The organism is Fischerella sp. (assembly GCF_013388695.1).
In the GTDB taxonomy this organism is placed as follows: Bacteria; Cyanobacteriota; Cyanobacteriia; order Cyanobacteriales; family Nostocaceae; genus PCC9605.
On record NZ_JACAEU010000115.1, the window covers coordinates 13,736 to 33,224 of the forward strand.

16 protein-coding genes and 2 pseudogenes are annotated in these 19,489 nt (G+C 41.9%); 5 read left to right on the forward strand and 13 right to left on the reverse strand.

Features of this window, described 5'->3' with window-relative positions; translation table 11 throughout:
* Positions 1-238 precede the first annotated feature (238 nt).
* On the forward strand, positions 239-1,537 hold the full coding sequence (locus tag HXY43_RS15420; protein ID WP_290884298.1) for a diguanylate cyclase: 1,299 nt from the start codon (positions 239-241) through the stop codon (positions 1,535-1,537).
* Positions 1,538-1,586: 49 nt separating this feature from the next.
* Here the strand turns inward: HXY43_RS15420 and HXY43_RS15425 are convergent, their stop codons facing one another.
* Entirely contained in the window at positions 1,587-1,739 is a 153-nt protein-coding gene (locus tag HXY43_RS15425; RefSeq protein WP_290884300.1) for a hypothetical protein, read from the reverse strand.
* Between the two features lie 24 nt (positions 1,740-1,763).
* Positions 1,764-2,069, reverse strand: a complete 306-nt coding sequence (locus HXY43_RS15430) for a hypothetical protein (RefSeq protein WP_290884302.1) — start codon at positions 2,067-2,069, stop codon at positions 1,764-1,766.
* Positions 2,070-2,161: 92 nt separating this feature from the next.
* Between HXY43_RS15430 and HXY43_RS15435 the strand changes: the two genes are divergently transcribed.
* A complete protein-coding gene (locus HXY43_RS15435; protein ID WP_290884304.1) occupies positions 2,162-2,956 on the forward strand; it encodes a DUF2993 domain-containing protein in 795 nt (264 codons plus the stop codon).
* 71 nt (positions 2,957-3,027) lie between these two features.
* Here the strand turns inward: HXY43_RS15435 and HXY43_RS15440 are convergent, their stop codons facing one another.
* The 3 genes from HXY43_RS15440 to HXY43_RS15450 form a co-directional block, all read right to left on the reverse strand.
* Positions 3,028-3,438: a hypothetical protein gene (locus HXY43_RS15440; protein ID WP_290884306.1), complete on the reverse strand. Its 411-nt coding sequence runs from the start codon at positions 3,436-3,438 to the stop codon at positions 3,028-3,030.
* A gap of 32 nt (positions 3,439-3,470) precedes the next feature.
* Positions 3,471-3,617 (reverse strand): hypothetical protein, encoded by a 147-nt coding sequence (locus HXY43_RS15445; protein WP_290884308.1) that lies wholly within the window; start codon positions 3,615-3,617, stop codon positions 3,471-3,473.
* 345 nt (positions 3,618-3,962) lie between these two features.
* Entirely contained in the window at positions 3,963-4,799 is an 837-nt protein-coding gene (locus tag HXY43_RS15450; RefSeq protein ID WP_290884310.1) for a PD-(D/E)XK nuclease family protein, read from the reverse strand.
* 526 nt (positions 4,800-5,325) lie between these two features.
* On the opposite strand from HXY43_RS15450, the gene HXY43_RS15455 reads away from it, so the two are divergent.
* Positions 5,326-5,604, forward strand: coding sequence for a LapA family protein (locus HXY43_RS15455; protein ID WP_290884312.1), 279 nt, complete (start codon positions 5,326-5,328; stop codon positions 5,602-5,604).
* A 58-nt stretch (positions 5,605-5,662) separates the two neighbouring features.
* On the opposite strand, the pseudogene HXY43_RS15460 reads toward HXY43_RS15455, so the two are convergent.
* Positions 5,663-6,263: pseudogene (locus tag HXY43_RS15460) on the reverse strand (DUF4351 domain-containing protein).
* An 18-nt stretch (positions 6,264-6,281) separates the two neighbouring features.
* On the reverse strand, positions 6,282-9,251 hold the full coding sequence (gene polA, locus HXY43_RS15465; protein ID WP_290884314.1) for a DNA polymerase I: 2,970 nt from the start codon (positions 9,249-9,251) through the stop codon (positions 6,282-6,284).
* Positions 9,252-9,519: 268 nt separating this feature from the next.
* On the opposite strand from polA, the gene HXY43_RS15470 reads away from it, so the two are divergent.
* Positions 9,520-10,356 (forward strand): Cof-type HAD-IIB family hydrolase, encoded by an 837-nt coding sequence (locus HXY43_RS15470; protein WP_290884316.1) that lies wholly within the window; start codon positions 9,520-9,522, stop codon positions 10,354-10,356.
* Positions 10,357-10,657: 301 nt separating this feature from the next.
* Here the strand turns inward: HXY43_RS15470 and HXY43_RS15475 are convergent, their stop codons facing one another.
* Positions 10,658-11,527 (reverse strand): DALR anticodon-binding domain-containing protein, encoded by an 870-nt coding sequence (locus tag HXY43_RS15475; protein ID WP_290884318.1) that lies wholly within the window; start codon positions 11,525-11,527, stop codon positions 10,658-10,660.
* 265 nt (positions 11,528-11,792) lie between these two features.
* Between HXY43_RS15475 and HXY43_RS15480 the strand changes: the two are divergent.
* A pseudogene (locus HXY43_RS15480) lies at positions 11,793-12,552 on the forward strand (Crp/Fnr family transcriptional regulator).
* A 167-nt stretch (positions 12,553-12,719) separates the two neighbouring features.
* On the opposite strand, the gene HXY43_RS15485 reads toward HXY43_RS15480, so the two are convergent.
* The 5 genes from HXY43_RS15485 to HXY43_RS15505 form a co-directional block, all read right to left on the reverse strand.
* On the reverse strand, positions 12,720-13,772 hold the full coding sequence (locus HXY43_RS15485) for a PstS family phosphate ABC transporter substrate-binding protein (RefSeq protein ID WP_290884321.1): 1,053 nt from the start codon (positions 13,770-13,772) through the stop codon (positions 12,720-12,722).
* A 180-nt stretch (positions 13,773-13,952) separates the two neighbouring features.
* Positions 13,953-14,990: a PstS family phosphate ABC transporter substrate-binding protein gene (locus HXY43_RS15490; RefSeq protein WP_290884323.1), complete on the reverse strand. Its 1,038-nt coding sequence runs from the start codon at positions 14,988-14,990 to the stop codon at positions 13,953-13,955.
* Positions 14,991-15,186: 196 nt separating this feature from the next.
* On the reverse strand, positions 15,187-16,602 hold the full coding sequence (locus tag HXY43_RS15495; RefSeq protein ID WP_290884325.1) for an ABC transporter substrate-binding protein: 1,416 nt from the start codon (positions 16,600-16,602) through the stop codon (positions 15,187-15,189).
* Positions 16,603-16,734: 132 nt separating this feature from the next.
* Positions 16,735-18,177: a protein kinase gene (locus HXY43_RS15500; RefSeq protein ID WP_290884327.1), complete on the reverse strand. Its 1,443-nt coding sequence runs from the start codon at positions 18,175-18,177 to the stop codon at positions 16,735-16,737.
* Between the two features lie 104 nt (positions 18,178-18,281).
* On the reverse strand, positions 18,282-19,301 hold the full coding sequence (locus tag HXY43_RS15505; protein ID WP_026731266.1) for a LysR family transcriptional regulator: 1,020 nt from the start codon (positions 19,299-19,301) through the stop codon (positions 18,282-18,284).
* Positions 19,302-19,489: the final 188 nt, after the last annotated feature.

Sequence of the window (19,489 nt, forward strand, 5' to 3'; positions counted from 1 at the left end):
CTAGAAAACGTGCCTTTATTATCACAATAACAACTTGATATTAACTGTATCAAGTTATTTTTCTTGACTTTATTAAAACTTTTTAAACAGCGATCGCCAATTACATTTCAGAATTAGTCAGTATTTCAGTCAAGTAATACACAGCAAGATTAGAGATTTATTATGATAGGATTACTGTCTTCCAAACTCAGCTAACATTGATAAAAAATCTGAACCTGAGAAAACTGGTAATTTTAGCATGGTCGCTCCGAAAATCCTAGTTGTAGAAGATGAAAAAATCCAAGCTGTAGATATTAAAAATAGTTTAATAAAGTTAGGATATACAGTTACCGAAACCACTGATTATGCTGAAGTAGTAGTAAAAAAAATAGCAGATATCAATCCCAATTTAGTATTGATTGATATCTGTTTAGCTATGGAATTAGACGGTTTACAAGTTGTAGATATCATTCAGAACATTTTTCAAATACCAGTATTATATTTAACAGATAGTTTTTTGTATAAAAACATACTAGAAAATAAGTTACAAGATCCTTTTAGCTATATTCTTAAGCCATTTACCGAAAAAGACCTACATATTGCCGTCGAAATAGCTCTTTATAAGCACAAAATCCAAAAGCAATTGCAAACAGAAAAGCAAAGGTTACTGTCAATTATTAATAGTATGGGCTGTGCGGTATTAGTCACAGATGTTAATGTTCGGATCGAAATGATGAATCCACTGGCAGAAATGCTCACAGGTTGGCAGCAAACAGAAGCTTTGGGGAAATATTTAGTAGAAGTTTTAAATTTAGTCGATCAAGATACCGGAGAAAGGATTGCTAATTTAGCTACGCAAGCAATGCAAGCAGGTGTAGTTTTGAGACTACCAGATAACTGTAGGCTAATTGCCAAGAATGGAACAGAAATACCGATTGGAGATACTGTGGCACCAATTCGCGATAGTTTGGGTAATATTACAGGTGCTGTTGTAGTTTTTCAAGACATTACTCAACGCAAGCAAACAGAAGCGCAATTGATTCGCAATGCTTTTTATGATGGACTAACAGCACTACCCAACAGAGTTTTATTCCTGGATCGACTCAAACAAGCATTAGAACGTTGTAAAAGACGGGTTAACAATCATTTCGCTGTTTTATTTTTAGATTTAGATGGCTTTAAGGAAATTAACGATCGCTTTGGGCATGGGATGGGTGATGATTTATTGATAGCGATCGCCCGACGTTTGGAGTCTTGCTTGCGTAGTGGCGACACCGTTGCCAGATTTGGTGGTGACGAGTTTGCCGTTCTTTTAGAAGATATTAAAGATGTTGGCGACGCTATCAACATTGCCAAACGCATTCAAGAAACCTTAGGCTTACCTCTTCACCTCAACGGAGTTGAGATATTTACAACAGCAAGCATTGGCATTGCCTTGAGTTGCAGTGGTTATGATGAACCAAGAACCCTGCTGAGAGATGCAGATACAGCTATGTATCGCGCTAAGGAGCAAGGAAAAGCAAATTATATTGTATTTGATAATAAATTTTTAACTTAAAAAGATTTATATATTTATATTTTTATTTTTATTTATACCTTGATTTTGGTTATGGAGTAGTGTTAGTAGTAGTGACATTTCTGTAGTTAGTTGCAACAATGGCGATCGCTGCTTTCTTACTCAAAAAATCTCGCATCACCACTACATGAAGGGGAGTGGGAGAGTAGGAGAGTGGGAGAGTGGGGGAATAACCACTAACCACTAACCACTAACCACTAACAAATGACTAATGACTAATTCGTAAAAATTCCTGTAATGCTGCTTGCACTTGCGGCTGATTAATATAAACCTCTGCCGCTTCTATCAAATTATTGATATTTTCTTCACTCACGTCATCAATGTCATCGCTTAAACGCTTGCCAGTTAATTGCCGATCCAGTTTGAATTGCAAGCGCAAGACGTGATTATCCATGATTTGATTGGTGATGTACTCGTAAATATCTGATGAGGCGTCAAATAATACACCAATCAAAGGTTGTGCCCATTGTATTAAACCCCAGCTTTCAGCTTTTTCAAAGGGAATTATCCGCACTTGACTATCAGCACAATCAATCGCCAGACACTTGCTGGTTTATTCACAATTTGTTACAAAAATACAAAGAACTTCTAGAGACCTCAACGCAAATGTTAGGCGGACTTACTGGTTTGACAGATCCTAAAGGCACAGACTGGGGAGAACGGATGCTAAATACCGTTGCTACCCAAACGATTCGCCACCTGTTCACCAAAAGCGAGTCAGTAGAAGTCTTTGTCCGCTGCTATCCTTCCAGCAAACTCTTGCAAGGCAGCATCGACAGCTTCAAGATGAAAGGCCGTGGTTTGGTTATCCGTAGAGATTTTGCTGCCGAGGAAATTTCTATAGAAACGGATGCTGTTGCCATTGATTTTGGTTCAGTTGTAAGTGGCAAGCTGCGTCTGAAGCAACCTACGCAAGCGATCGCTCAAGTTGTATTGTCAGAAGCAGGCATCAACGACTCTTTTAAAGCAGAACTAGTCAGAAAGCGGCTGGTGAACCTATCTTTACCTGCTTTGACAGCGTTATCTGGTGGTAAACCAGTCTCGTTTACCGAAGTACAAGTAGAACTATTGCCAGAAAATCGCCTGCGGATGTTCGCAAAAGCTGATTTAAACAATGGTGAACTTGTACCGCTACAAATGACTCTAACTATCGCTGTTGAAAGGCGGCGGCGTATTTCTTTTACAAATCCAGAGATTGAACTCGATCAAGTACCAGAAGCGCAGCGGGAAATATCCAGAACCTTGAGTCTGGCATTAGCGGAAATTTTGGATAATATGGTCGATTTGGATCGCTTTGACCTAAATGGGGTAAAAATGCGACTTAACCGTTTGGAAACTGAAGGGAAACGATTAATTTTCAGTGGTTATGCGGAAATTGAGCGTATACCTCGTAGTGGTTAATTATGCTTCAGCTTGCCAAGACACCACCTGGTGCTAACCGCTTTTTCTGTCCTTATTTCATAAACCCCTGACTATACATCTGTCATCAGTCTTGCTTTCCTGAGTAGGAATTGCAACACGGTTTCTTCCCTGGTAATGATATCGACTCTAGCCTCCATCCCAGATTGAAGTGCACATTGGTTATTGCCCTGACCAAATGTTTGAGTTTCTGGCTCGATCATCACCTCATAAAAGGCGATCGCTGCATTGCTATTGTGATTTGCAGCAACAAAGTCAGTTGTCGCCGTACCACTTGCTTGAGGCCTGGTAGTATCTTCGGCAAGATTGGCTTGACCGCTGGCTTGCTCTTGAGCAATGCGCTCAGCGGCGATCGCCACCTCAGCATCGATCGGATTCAGGGTGGTTTGGGCACGTTGCAGTTTTGCTCGGGCAGCTTCAACAGCTTGTTCTTGCTCTGCAACTTCGAGTTGGGCTTCCTCCAATTGATTTTTAGAAATGGCTTTACTATCCGCAATTAACTGATAGCGATCGCTCGTTTGTCTTGATAGTCTCGACGACGATTACTCAGTTCTGCTTTGGCAGCAGCGATCATCCGATTTATACGGTTGGTTTCTGCTTCGATCTGGCGATGGAGGGCATGAATCTGAGCATTAATTTGCACTCGCTGGAGTTGGGTTTTTTATCCATTGTTTTGCTGCCCCCACCAGTGATTCAGCAACTGGGGAAGATTGGGCGGCGACAGCGGAGTGCCAGGTGGGGGCACGACTATCTACGCTACTAACTCAAGGTCTTGCTGCCCCTACCTGGCACCGCCCAATCAGCGAAGCAGTTCCCCAGTTGCGTCAACTTCTTTTAGCGATCGCTTGACAATCAAGACAGTCGCTACTAGCTAGCTGGGAGAATTACCACCGTTTTACGGACTAGGGAATGGGGAATGGGAGAGTGGGAGAGTGGGAGAGTGGGAGAGTGGGAGAATAACCACTAACCACTAACTACTAACTAGCTTCTAGCCTCTAACCCCTTCTTGTGCAGTTTTAAAAGCAGAAAATTCGCAGATAGAATTAAATGGACAAAAGCGGCAGTGATAACCCGGATTCGGTGGAAATATTGTGCTAAAATCCCTACTTTGCTGATGATATCTTTGCAAATCTTGTTGGTGTTTTTGAGCAATACTAGCTAACTCAAATTCAATAAAATCTAATTCACCTTTAGTAACACTAATTAACTCAGATTTTTTACAAAATTCCAAATTATAGAAGGAAGCTACAGCTTTATATCTAGGGTAAAGATAACGAGCAGCCAACAAATACACTAAAGCCTGCCGACGGTCAAAAGCAGATTTACCTGTTTTGAAATCTACAATATGTAAATTGCCTGAAGATTCTATGAAAATACAGTCCATAGCCGCATATAAGCGGAAGCAATAATGTTTGTGTTCAATTAAAATTGGTTTGGGAAAGCCTTCATCACCACGAGTTAATAAGATAATGCGCTTACCTGAAAGTAATGGATCGTCGTGATATTTTTTCAAAATTAGCAGTACGCGTTGTTGAACTTCATGAGATGAATTGCTTAATTTCAGTAGTTCTGCTACTTTTTCCGCGCCATCTAATTGATTTAACAGATGTCTGTTGTGATGAAACTCATAAATACCTTTTTGCGCCAGTAAGCCAATGCGCTGAGAAGCTGTAACTTTTGTCAACAGTGCTTTGACTTGTGGTTCGTGTTGGCGTGCCTTAATATACCCACGTCTCATTTGACAATGCCAGCGTTGTTGCCCTGTAGCTGGGGCAACTAAAGACCAAAGATGATAACTGGCGAAAAGTCCAAGAGGGGTTGACATTGCTCAACAAGGGTGAGAAAAAATACTATGAGAGTAATATTAGCTACACAAGCTTTGTCACAAGTTAGAATTTGATACTGACGGATGCGAGAGATTATTGCTGGTGACTTTACTTTTCCTAGATTAGGGTAAAGTTATACTGGCGATCGCTCGTTGCCTCGAAACAGCCTAACTGTGGGATTAAAAATATATCCCTGACTATGCTGGACTTGCCACTCCAGAAATTACTGAATATTATTTTGGCAAATGCTCTCCAACAGTCCTATTGGCTAAATTTCCACCTTTGCTCTCAAACTAGACTAAATAGCAACTTTTCTACATCCTGCCAGATGTAGAGAAGATTGGGAGTGCCCAGTTGTAGGTAAAGATGTGATGTACCCTATTCTACTTCTCGTCTACTGCTTACGGTTGCCTGCATGAAGTTTTGCAACAGAGTTGTTTTTTTATTTATGCCGACGTAACTAAATGGCAGTTCCGAGGGCTGCAAATCAATGCTTTGTCTGCCTTGTGTTAAGTTGAAAATACTATGAAAACTTTTGCTATTCTCCTGACAACACTAGTTCTGGCTTTTTGGGTGATGGCTGTTGCCCTTCTCTCAGTCCAAAATGCCACTCCAGTATCTTTAAGATTTCTTGCCTTCCAATCAATTCAAATCCCAGTGGGTCTAGTGCTGGCTTTCTTTGCTGGTGTGGGTATGATTGGCATGGCACTGCTACAACCTCTCTGGGGTTTGGCTGGTTCTCAGCAAAGTAGTTCGACAAGAGAAGACGACGCTGAGTTTTTTGTCGATGATGAAGATTTTTAAGGTTGGAGTTAAGTTGCAAGCTACTTAGAATGTTCCACAAAATCTACTCTGCTATTTTTCATTCTCCTTGATTCGACGTTTCTCCTGAAACCTGTTGTAACCAAGCCTCCAAATCCGCCACGGAAGAAAAATCAAGCAACGCCACTGCCAAATCTTCTAACTGAGTTAGCGATAACTGTTGAACGCGTTCTTGCAACTCAGGGGTAAGCGCACCAACTCGCCGAGGAAGTAGGCGCATAATCAGTGATAATGTTGCTTGCTGCTTTCCCTGTTCAATCCCTTCTTCCATCCAGCTAGTTACAATTTGCATAACTACCTCCTGTTCCCTTGGCTCTATCCTAGCAATGTCGGCGCGTAAAAGCCTTTCCTCTTCAGCACTCAAGCGCAGATAGGTATCTACAAATCCGGAAATTATCCGCATTCGTGCTGGATCTAATCGCAATGTTGCTAGAAAAAGATTCTTGTTCGCGAAACTTTGCTTTGACTATTAAATCAGTTTCATAACGTTCCCCAGCGGTGACATCTGTAAAAAGTTCCTTATCTAAGAACTCCGGAGATTCGCGTTCTATATAAGCCGCTACCTCTGGCAAAAATAACTCTAAAAACTCCACAAAAAATGTTGTGAGGAGTTCCTTAAACAAGCGGTCATGGTCGATCATTTGATAGTGCAGTTCAATTTACTTCGTTTCCATCCAATTTTCACCCGCACGTACATCCACTACTAGCGGTACGCGCAACTGCACTGCATTTTCCATCACCGATTTGATTTGTATTTGCAATTCTTCCCATTCCTCTGGGGGAACTTCAAACACTAATTCATCGTGAACTTGTAATAATAACCGCGCCTGATAATTATGCAAAATATCATGCAGTTTTACCATCGCAATTTTGATAATATCAGCGCTAGAGCCTTGAATTGGGGCGTTGGCAGCAGAACGCAATAAACCTGCATCGTAAGCGCCCAAATTTTTAAATTTACTCAAATCTATATCTTCTGGATTGCTGCCTTTTAGCTGACGTAAGCTATTGCTGGTAAAATCAAAATAACGACGCCGACCAAGAATTGTTTCTACATAACCTTGAGCGATCGCATTTTTTTTCAATCCTTCTAAATATTCAAACACTTTGGAATAGCGTTTGCTAAATCGCTTGATAAATTCGTTAGCAAGTGTTTTATCCACACCTGTTGAACGTGAAAACTTTAGCGAACCCATGCCATAAATGACGCCAAAGTTAATTGTTTTAGCTACTCGTCTTTCATCTGATGTTATGTTTTCTTTTTCAAACATCAGCCGCGCTGTAACAGTGTGAATATCTTTGTTGTTTTGATAAGCCTCGACTAACACTGGTTCTTGACTCAAATGAGCCAAAATTCTTAACTCAATTTGTGAGTAATCAGCAGCGACCATTAACCAACCTGGTTCTGGTAAGAATGCCTTCCGAATTTGACGACTAAAAGCAGTACGAATGGGAATATTTTGTAAATTTGGATTAGAAGAAGACAACCGACCAGTTGAGGTTGCTGTTTGGTTAAAATCAGTATGCACTCGCTTAGTATATGGACGCACTAATGCTGGCAGTGCATCCACATATGTAGACTTTAATTTTGCAAGAGTACGATACTCAATGATGGCATCAATTATGCCTGTTGTATCTACTTCTCGTAATTTTTCCAGAGTCGCTGCGTCAGTAGAATATCCCGTTTGGATTTTTCGGGAATGTTTAGTGCTTAATCCTAATTTTTCAAATAATATCTGACTCAATTGTTTGGGCGAACCCAAGTTGAATTTTTCTCCAGCTATATCATAAGCTTGCTGTTCTAACTTAGCTAAATCTGTTTCTAACTGCTGTGAAAGTTCTTTTAAATAAGCTGTATCGATGCGAATTCCTTGGTATTCCATATCCGCCAAAACAGCTTCTAGCGGCTGTTCCACTTCCACTAATAGCTGATATAAGGCTGGTACTTTCTCTAGTTCCGCCCGCAATTTTGATACTAGTTGGAATGTGACAAAAACTTGTAAGCCGCAGTAATCTGCAACGGAGGGAATATCTATATCAGCAATAGTTTTGCCTTTAGGAACTAAATCTAAATAATTTTGAATTGTCAATCCTAAGAATTTTTGAGCCAAGTCACTCAAATTATGACTGCTATCTGGATTAAGCACATAACTTGCTAGCATAGGGTCAAAAACCACCCCTGCTAAGTTAATTCCTTGACACTTGAAAACTAAGCGATCAAATTTGGCGTTTTGGAACGTTTTGGGATAATCTGCACTTTCTAAAATTGGGCGTAGTGCTTGTAGGGCAATTTCTTTATTCAAATTTTCCCCTGTTTTATGACCCAAGGGAATATAAGCTACTTCATCTGGATTTGTTCCCCAACAACAGCCAATTCCTACTAACTCAGCATCCCGTGGTTCTAAGTCGTTTGTCTCAGTGTCCCAAGCCACGGGTACATCCGGATTGGTGAATTTTTGTAACTGGTTAACCAACTTAGTTAGTTTGGCTTCTGTGTTAACAATGTGTGGTTTGATCGCAGACTCAGATTGTGGTTTTTGTTGAACTGTGGCTGTATCATCTGCACTGAAGAACCACAAATCATCATCCTCTGCATGGGGTAGAAGTGCAAGGTTTTGAACACCTGCTTCATTTGTTTCTGTAGCTGATTTTTCCGCAACTTTACCACCAAATTTTTGCTGGAGTTGGTTAATCCTGCCTAAAAAAGTTTTGAATTCTAAGTGTTCTAAAATAGGTGTAATAATATTGGTATCAAAGCCTCTTAATTTACACTCTTCTAAATCAACTTCCAAGGGAACATCCAGAACAATAGCTGCTAAATAACGGGATTTTTCAGCATCTTCTTTGCCAGCTTCAAGTTTTTTCTGAGTTGCGCCCTTGATTTCACCTAACGCTGCATAAATGTGGTCAAGGGAACCATAGGTATTTAGCAACTGCACGGCTGTCTTTTCACCGATTCCCTTCACTCCAGGAATATTATCTGATTTATCACCACAAAGCGCTTTAAAATCAACAACTTGTGTTGGCAAAACGCCAAGTTTTTCTTTGACTTGTTCTGGCCCAAATTCGGTGAGTCCATTTGTGGAACGCTTCAGCGCATCTGGACTAAAATACAAAACGCTAATTTCTTTTTCGGGGTCGATAAGTTGAAATAAATCGCGATCGCCTGTGAGAATCTTGACTTTATATCCAGCCGCAGCAGCCTTTTGTGCTAAGGTTCCCAAAACATCATCAGCCTCGTAACCAGGAGCTGTTAAAATCTTGATATTGAATGCATCCAGCAACTCGTGCAGATTTTTCAAGTCGGGAATAAAATCTTCTGGCGTGCCTGGGCGATCGGCTTTGTAGGTATCATCTGCTTCGTGGCGGAAGGTTGGCAAGCCTAAATCAAACGCCACCGCTATTGCTTGTGGCTGTTCAGTTGTCATTACCTCCAGCAAAGACTTTAAAAAGCCAAAACATACACTAGTCGGAATTCCTGTCTTGGTTCGCAATCCGCCGTCTCTTCCTCTCGCGAAGGCGAAGTAAGAACGAAATGCCAGCGAGTGCCCATCTACTAAGATGAACGTGGGACGTGCTGTGGTGGAAGAATCGGAAGTCAACTGGTGAGAAGGTGTTGTTTGGGACATATACCTATTGTAGCCAGCAGTTTCCATCGTCTAATCTGACCAGCATGGGAATTTCAGCTAATTTGTTTAATTTGATTGACTTATTGACTTATGGGAGCCACAGCCTTTAGTTTAGTGCTGGTGCTTGAGTTGCGATCGCCTCAGCAACTGAATCACCTAGTTGGGTAATAAATTAGGTCGGTACAAATAAATTTAACTTGTGAAGGTCGTTATTAGTTCTTTGTCATTTGTTTTAAGCTAATGACAAAGGACTAATGACTAATGACTAATGACTATAGCTGCAAAAGAGATTAAGCTGCTGGTTGTAGATATAGATGGAACCATTGCCGGAGAATCTAACAAAATCAGCGAACCTGTAAAGCAAGCAATTACTGCGGCGCAAGCACGAGGAATTCAAGTAGCAATTGCCACTGGCCGAATGTATCGTTCAGCTTTACGTTTCCATCAAGATATTGGCTCTACTCTGCCATTAATAGCCTATCAGGGAGCTTGGATTCAAGATCCAATTTGCCAACACGTTCATCAACATTTACCTGTTCCTCGGGAAATTGCCCAGAAGCTATTGGACTATTTTGAACAACCCGAACTGCGATCGCTCTTATCTGTCCACTTTTATATCAATGACCAACTTTACGTCCGAGAAATCACAACAGAAACTCAAATATATTCAGAACGTTCTGGTATCAACCCCATTCCTGTGGGTGACTTGCGTCAAGTTTTAAGTACTAACGAACCCACAAAAGTTTTGGCTTTATGCAACGACACAAATATTATTGACAATTTGCTAGGTTCTTTGCGCAGTCAATACACACCTGCTGAGTTGTATCTGACTAAATCTGTTGCCACCTTCTTTGAAGCGACTAACCCATTTGTAAATAAAGGTGCTGCGGTACGTTACATAGCAGAAGAAATGCTGGGACTACAATCTAGCAACGTTATGACTATAGGCGATAATTTTAATGATGTAGAAATGCTAGAGTATGCTGGCATTGGTGTGGCTATGGGCAATGCACCATCAAAAGTGCAAGCGATCGCTAAGTGGGTAGCTCCTAGTGTCGAGCAAAATGGAGTGGCAGTGGCAATTGAAAAATTCTTAATGTCATAATAGTTATTTGTTGATCGTTGCTTGTTGTTTTGAACAAACAACCACTAACTACTAACTACTAACCCCTAACAATTCCTAAAAAATCAGAAAGGGCACCGACGACTGGCCGTGTTTCGTCTCGGTACCCTTGCTGGTTCGCTCCTCACACACCAGCTAATATATCTCAAGCTATTTAACCAGTCAATACTTGTTACAAAAGTTTTGACTTTTTTCATTTTAGTTTGTTGTTTGTTGGTTGTTGGTTGTTTCAAATAACAAACAACGATTAACAAACAACCAACAACATTCATTATTTATTGACTCACAACTCCAAGGGAGCAAAAATACCAAGTTTTTCTTCTAGGAGAAATCTTAAAACTGATTGAGTAGCCATAACCAATCCCAGTCTGGTTTGTGCTAGTTCTGGTGAGATCGCTTTCACCTCACCCCAAATACGGCAGCTGCGCCAAAACTCTTCAAAAGCTTGACTTAAAGAAAGCGCTAATTTTTCCCATTTCACCGAACCATCAGAACCAGAACACCCTATTTCATCGACTACTTGTACCAATTCGCTAACCAAAGAAAGCTCAACAGGATGGTTTAGGCGCAGTTTTTGCTGATTGTTAAGCCAAGGTATGGCATTGGCAGAAATGATAAATCTTTCTCGCTCAGCCATTCGTAATAGCGAACAGCAGCGTGCATGGGCGTATTGAACGGTAAATAGGGAATGGGACAGGGAGCATGGGGCATTGGGCATTGGGTATTGGGTATTGAAGTACTGATTTTTCCCTTGTCCCTTGTCCCTTGCCCCTTGCTCCTTGCCCCATGCCCAATTCCCTACTCCTCCCGCAGCAAGGCTTTGCAACCAGGCAGCCAAGACAGAATGAGTCAATTCTAAATAAATCCAACCAGGTGGAACTATTTGGACACTAAAAACGTCAGCAGACTCTTCCGAAAAATGAGAAGTTATGGCCTCAGCCACCTCCATCGCCGGAAGTTTCTCATATTTCGATAGTTGTAGTGCTATACCTGTGATATAAAAAATATTATTTTTATCTCTACCTTTAGACAGAGGAATTTTTTTTTCTAATATACACGCAGTTTTTGGGTGACAGGCATAAATACTTAAAGCAGCCTTTAAATAACTGTATGTTAACTGTTTAATTGCTGTATATTTACTAGCTAGTAGCATTTTATACACATTTTTTCCTGTTAGCGGATCTCTTTTTCAAAAGCATTGATTTTATGTCATCTATCTTTAGGTATAAGTTTAATCTCAGCAAAGAAAAATTAGAATTATGCAAATTTTTTTTGAAACTGAGTAAATTTTACTACCATCATTGTACAGTAGGAAGTATAACAAAAGAGTAGAAGTTCAATTTCTACTCTTTGCATAGCTGGTATCGTTGGGTGGTAAGCCTGACTCGCCAACAAGAAGACACTCCTTGCACCTTTTTATGACGTCTTTGTCTTCAGCCGAACGCTCTTTAGTTACCTATGCAATCTCCATCCTCCTTTTCTGAAGCATCACGGCCTTTTTTAACTTGGCAACGGATTCTTGATTGGGCTCAAGAACACTACCGCTGCCGCACCTTTAGCAAAGATGAGCGCATTCCAGCCCGTCCTGGATTGCTGTATTTGGTGCAAAGGGGTGCGATCCGAATGGTAGGCACTGCCCAAGTGAGTGCTACAGCAAGTCAGTTAACGTCTCGACGCATCAACAGAACCCCAGAAGAAGCTTTCTTAGGGTTTGTCGGTGCAGGACAGCCGTTTGAAATTGTTGCCCAGTCACCATTCACGCTCCAAGCTTACGCCCACGTTGACCAAACTGCGGTGCTGTGGATGTACTGGCACGATTTAGACAACTGGCCTCATTTCCGTCGGGAAGTCATGGATGCCTTTAGATATCAGCACCAGCGCAAACTGCTGTGGCTGAGTGCTTTAGGACAACGACGCACAATTGACCGACTCTTAGGGTTCCTGACATTGTTGATTGAGGAATATGGAGAGCCGGCAATGAGCGAAACCGATCCAGAAGTAATTCGCGGTTATTGTCTGCCCTTCCCTCTCACTCACGCCCAAATTGGCAGTGCTATTGGTTCGACTCGTGTTACAGTCACCCGCTTGATGGGCAAGTTGCGTCAACGTGGTTTAATCCTCACTCAAGGGGATAATTTGATTTGCTTACCAGCAGAGTCGATTAATAGAGCTAGCTAGAGCGCAGTTGCCAAATCTCTAACGAGAAGTCGCCCTACCCTAGGAATAGCGCCCACCACGCTACCCTGACGGGAGGTGCTACTCTCCAAGCAAAGAAGCCGCCCAAAAGGGTTATAGGGGTGTCTGTGGCGACAATCGCCAGTCTATTTGCTTGCTAGTGATAGGAGTCAGCGAATTTTGACAAACCCAGCTTGGGAAATCAATTCCTGTCCCTGTTCAGTCAGCAGTAAGTTGGCATAAGCAACACCCGCTTGCTGCTCGGTTTGACTATTCTGTTTGACCACCACAAACAGATTACGGGTAATCGGGTACTTTCCTGATTGGAAAGCCTCAATGTTCAACTTGTTCCGTTTACCAGGACATTCAGAAGGGAGGACAAATGGTTCTTGGTAAGGAGGAATGTATTGCCCTTGCCTTCGCCCCAACGGCAAGGGCTTGATTGAACATTGAGGAACAACTTCTGGGGCAGAAGCGTAGTATATGCCACCAGGACTAGCAGCCACTTTTTGTAGCGCTTGGGTGGTAGTGGAAACAAACTCCACATTTGAGCTAAAAGCTTGACCACCCAAGATGTCTTGCACAAATAGTTCTACAGTGCCGCCATCACTGATGCGGCGAGAGTATGTCTTAATTGGAATATTGGGCCCACCCAGTTCGCTCCAATTATTGATTTGGCCAGTGTAAATAGACCTTAATTGATCTACTGTTAGTCCTGAAATATTGAGATTGGGGTTTACTGCTACCGCCAAACCATCTATTGCTATAGGAATTTGTTGCAAAGTAAACCCACGCTGCTTGGCACGATTTAACTCCTCGTCTAAGATTGGCCGGGATGATTGGGCAAATGCAAGTTGACCGTCAATTAGCGCCTGAATGCCCGTACCAGAACCAGGAGTACCACTACTGGGTTCTACATAACGCAGCCGAAATTCTGGTCGCGCTGCTTGAATTGCCGAATCGACTGTGAGTCGAAGCGGTGCCCAAGAAGTGCTACCTCCATAGTTGAATAATCCCGTGGGGACATTTTGCACGGAAGCAAAAGTATTGCCACTGGATTCTGGCTTGGTGGTATCAGGATTGGAATTTGTGGGTTGAGGTTTGGTGACTTGATTGAAGTTAAAACTTATTTTGTTGTTAAACCACCAAAAGCCACCAGCGATTAGCCCAGCAGTTATTAATACGGTTAATATCAAAATTGGTGTTTCATTCTTTTGTGACATAGTAATTTATCGATTGTTAGTAGTTAGTAGTTGGTAGTTAGTAGGAGCGAAGCATTTGTACGAATATATTTCGTTTTCATGGAAAGATACCTATACAAATGCTTCGCCCGTACAGTAGTTAGTAGTTTGTTGTAAACAATTACCACTAACTACTAACCACTATCCACTAACCAAAATTAATTATCGAATCCTGACAAATCCAGTTTTAGAGATTAAATCTTGACCTTGTTCTGTAAGCAGCAAGTTGGCATAGGTTTCTCCTGCTTGCTGATCGCTGCTTTGACCGTTTTGTTTGACAATCACAAATAATCGCCGGGTGATGGGATATTCACCGTTCTGAAAGACAGCGGCATTAAGTTGGTTACGCCGTTGCGGACACTCTTGAAGAGGAATAAATGGCTCTTTGTGGGGAGGAACCAGTTTGTCTGATGTTCTCCCTAATGGTAAAGGCTTTACACTACATTGTCCGACTACTTCTGGGGCAGAAGCGTAGTAAAGACCCCCAGGATTTTTCGCCACTTCTTTTAAAGCTTCTGTCGTTGTGGGAATAAATTGAACGTTGACACCAAACTTTTCTCCGTCTAGGACGTTTTCATTAAAAAATTCTACGGTGCCTCCTTCTTCCAAACGACGAGAGTAAGGTGTAATAGGTAAATTTGGACCGCTTAACTGTTGCCAGTTGGTAATCTTGCCCGTATAGATATCTTGTAGTTGGGCAACGGTTAAACCAGGGATGTTGAGATTGGGATTAACAGCGATCGCAATGCCATCAATGGCCACGGGAATTTCTTTTAATGTAAAGCCCCGCTGTTGGGCTTTTTGATGTTCCTCATCTTTAATCGAACGTGAAGACTGAGAAAAAGCCAGTTGGTTATTTAAAAGCATCTTAATTCCACTTCCAGATCCAGGTGCACCTGTGGTTGGATCGGTATAGCGGAGTTGAAATCGGGGAAAGACTGTTTGAATTGCTGTATCAACTTCTTTACGAATCGGTGCCCAAGTAGTGCTACCACCATAGCTAAATAATCCAGAGGGAACCTCAGAAAATTGGGCAAAACTTTCTGCATAGGCTTGTTTAATTGGTTGGGATAAGTTATTTCTCGCATTGAATAATCTGATCCCTGAAGTATTAGCTAACCACAAAAATACACCCCCTACTAGTCCCAGCGTTAACAACAAGGCTAGAAGCAAAACCGTAGTTTCATTTTTTTGGGACATAACTGTTTTTTAATTATTTCTACTAACACCGCTTGTGCAAATTTTTAGCCCCTTTTCAAGGGTATTCACTTCCTCTATCCTCCTAAAAAAAGGGAGGAATTAATAGAAAGTCGCACATCATGTTAATAATGCAATTTCCCATCTTGTAATCTATTCAGGTTAAGAATTGGTTAATTGTTTAAATTTCGTTTAATTTTTAATTGCCTGATGGTATCACTGGCACAAAATCATAGCCAGTACCAGAACGAGAGGGACTTCTACGGATAATTTCCACTAACTGAACTGGGGCGTTGCGATCGCCTGATGCTAAAAACCGAATCGTGCCGGAAGCACCTGTGGCAGAAAAGTCGGGCGAAGAAAGGGCTTGTTGTACGCCGACGCGTGTGGAATTGCGTTCTATGGCTGCTATTAAAGCGCGTGTAGCATCATAAGCTAAAGCTGTTCGCCAATTCACATAACCACCCCACAATTGCCACGACTTTTGGGGAAAATCGGAATTGGGATTGCTATCAATGTGCCAAGGAACTGCTAAGATCATTCCCACTGCTTGTTCTCGCCCAATTTCTAAAGTTTTAGGCGTATAAACATCATCTCCGCCCAGCACATTTAACCGTTTCTGGTTCACCAGCACCACTTGCAGCGCTTTATCTAACGTGTCGGTGTTAGCTGCTAACATCAACACTTCTGCACCTTCCTTAATTGCTTGTGCGACACTTTTAGCAGCATTAAAATTGGTTTTGGATAAGTCAAATTCGCTTAATACCTGTCCACCTTCCAGTGAGACAGATGAAACAAATTCAGACTTTAAAGACTGACTATAACTACTTTGAGAATTGAAAAAAACCGCTGCCTTTGTTTTCTGCAAATTTTCCACCATGTACTTGGCGATCGCCCTCGCCGCCATAAAATCACTGGGAACTGTGCGAAAAATATAACGGCTAAAGTTAGAAATTTTGACTGAAGTGCTGACAGGGGAAATAGCAACAAGTCGTCCGGAAGTATAGATAGTGCCTGCGGCTAAGGTAGTATCGCTAGCAGCAGGGCCAATTACACCTAATACTTGTTGATTTTTTATTAACGATGAAGCAATCTGTTTAGCAATTTCTGGGTTATCATCATCGTTAGCTATACCTACCTTGAAAGGAATTCCTTTAATTACTTTAGAGGAATTGATTTCATCTTGGGCTTGAGCAACACCGCGTAGAATTTCCAAAGAGGTATTTAGGTCACTGCCAATTGGTACAGTAGCAACAATTGTATAGCTTTTGGCAGAGCCTATACGGGCATTATTCAGAAATATCAGCGCCTCTGGATCGTTTTTATTTAGTTTTAGGGCTGCTTCCAAATTAGGAACTGCTTTGTTATAATTACCAGATGCTAACGCCGCTACACCTTCTTTTTTTGCTGGGGAAGCTTCGCCGGGAGTTAAAAATTTTTCACCAAAACTGATGCGGTCTGAAATCCGTTGATTGCTGGATGGCAATAAACTACCAGCATCTTGAGAGTTTTGTGGCCATATCTTATCTTTTAACAACCACGCTCCACCGCCCACTAATCCCAAAGTAATTAACAAAGTCAAGACGAGAACAGCTGTTTCGTTTTTTTGGGACATAGACAGTTGTTAACAATTAAACTTAAAAATTGAAAATTAAAAATCTTAGAAAATATCAAATTAAATTATATCTATTAGAATGCTACCTAAATAATTGATGTAAATAAAATTTGCATCATTTCGGTTTTACAGCTATCGTGAAAAAAGAAGAGATAATAATTTATAAATCAAACGAAATAGTGCTGTCGCAGCGATCGCCACTAACCCAGCCCCAACAGTTATAATCGCCACTTGCTCGATGCTCAGACCTGCCCGCAACAAGGGAAAATACGAAATAGCCCCAAAGGTAGCTACTGCTATCACCAGCATTTCTATTTTTTCAATCCACCGTTGCTTTTGACCAAAAATCAATATTGCTAAAATCACAGCAGTAGCAGCGAAAGTAATTCTTGAAGAATTAAGCAAACTAAACAGGGCGATCGCGATTAATCCACCCTCAAAACCACTAAACCCAGCTCCTATTAACAACTCAAAAGTAGACAGTGGTGCTACACGCGGAGTTCGAGACACTGACCGCTGCTGTGGAGGTTGAGTTTGTATGGCGTGTGGTTGCGGTTGTGGTTGCGGTAATTGCTTGGGTTGGTGGGGATGGACTTGTGTAGGAGTTATCGGCCGTGGAGGTGAATCGAGGGCTTCCAAAACCTCTTGGGCTGACTGAAAGCGTTGATTTGCAGCAGGTAGAAGCATCTTGTCAAGAATATTAGCCAGCTTGGGACTGATGGAAACACGCTCGTGCCATTTCCACTGGTTACTATAAGCATCAAATAGCTCAGTGGCATCTTTTTCACCCGTTAATAACATCACAGCAGTAACAGCCAAAGCATATAAGTCTGTGGGTGGAAATACTCGTCCCCCGGACATTTGCTCAGGTGGTGCGAATCCCAAAGAATAAATGCCAGTAGAAGAACTACCTACCCCAGAGGGTGCATTAGCAACTTGCTTAACTGCGCCAAAATCCAGCAAGTAAAGTTTGCCGTTCCGATGGCGCATGATGTTGGAGGGTTTGATATCTCTGTGAATAATGTTTTTGTTGTGGACAAACTGCAATACCGGCAGAATTGCTCGCAGAACTTCTAATACTTCTTGTTCTGAGAATTTGCCTTTTTGGTCTAATTCCTCTTCTAGGTTTTGTCCATCAATATATTCTTGGACGAGATAAAAAAATTGGTCTTGCTGTCCCCGATGCAAGAAGCTAGGAACTATCACCGGGAAGAAAGCAAATAGATCGGGAATTTGCTCGTGTTGACTACCTATCTCTTCTAAAACTACAGCTTCTCTCTCAAACAAGTCCTGCGCCAGTTGCAGTTGAGTGGTGGTTAAATTGCCCGCAGGCTGGAATTGTTTAACCACGCACCGACGCATTCCAGGAGTATAGCGATCGCGTGCTAAAAATGCTGCTCCAAAACCACCTCGTCCCAGCAGCTTGATTGGCAAATAACGCCCAACCAAAATCAACGGCATTCCACAGGCAGTGCAGTATTTTTGCTGGACTGTTCTGAGTGTGGAATGGTCGTCTAAATCCGAAAAATGATTGAGTGGGCGGGGACAGCCAGGACGAGTGCAGTAAATTTCCATGATTTATCACTAGTCAATAGTCATTAGTCCAATGTCAAAAGTCAAAAGCCCTTCACAATTGACTCTTGACTCTTGACTCTTGACTTTTGACTCTTGACTAAATCTTAACTTTCATCAGAGTGGGATGCGTCTGTCTCCACAGTTGTATTAATCGCTAAACTCCTATGATATTGTGACGATTTTAACACATCCATATTCCATCCAGGGGCAGCAAATTGGGGTAAGATTTCCCGGCTAAAAGCTTCGGCTGCCTTGGATCTATAACGGTTGGGATTAAAAATCAGCCACAGCGTCCGCTTGACAATAACACCTTCAATGGGAGTGCAGTGCAGTACTCCCATTTGCAATTCTTTAGCGATCGCCGAGGTGGAAACAAAGGCTGCCCCCAAGCCGGATTGCACAGCATTTTTAATAGCTTCTATAGAATTAAGTTCCATTTCCACTTTCAAACGCCGTGTATCGATATCATGGCGTGCTAATACCTGGTCAATAACTTTGCGGATTGTCGATTGGGAATCGAGGGCAATGAATTGTAATTTATATAGGTCTTCTTTTTGGATTGTGTCAAGTTTGGTAAAGGGATGGAGTACAGGTAAAATCAGTGCTAATTCATCATCTGAATAAGGAATAATTTCCAATGATTCTGCCAACTCAGCAGGGATTTCACCGCCGATGATAGCCAGATCCACTTGCCCATTCACGACACTCCAGGCGGTACGGCGGGTAGAGTGGACGTGCAATTGCACCGCCACATCTGGGTATTTTTGTCGGAACAACCCGATCATCCGGGGCAAAAGATAAGTACCGGTAGTTTGAGAAGCGCCGACAATTAACGTACCGCCTTGGAGATTTTGTAGATCCTCAATGGCGCGGCAGGTTTCCTGACACAAGCTAAGGATTTTTTCACCGTAGCTCAGCAGTAAATGTCCTGCTTCGGTTAATTGGGCGCGACGTCCTCCACGGTCGAATAAGGGAACATCTAATTGCCGTTCTAGGTTTTGTACTTGCAAGCTCACGGCAGGTTGGGAAACGTAGAGGCTATCAGCGGCACGCTTGAAGCTCCCTTCTGCGGCGATCGCTTTGAGAATACGTAACTGATCTAATGTAAATGGAAGGTCAGACATAAGGCTCAACCCACAAACAAGAAAGGAGCAGCATTGGCAATAAACCAGCGATTCATAGTGTTCTGGCTATGCGTAATTTATTGCATATAAGACTCGGAGGCTTTATCCGAAAAAGACAGTAACACAACATCTTGACTAAAGTCCCCCTTTGAATACTTTGTGGTATTGATTGTACTGAATTAAGCTTT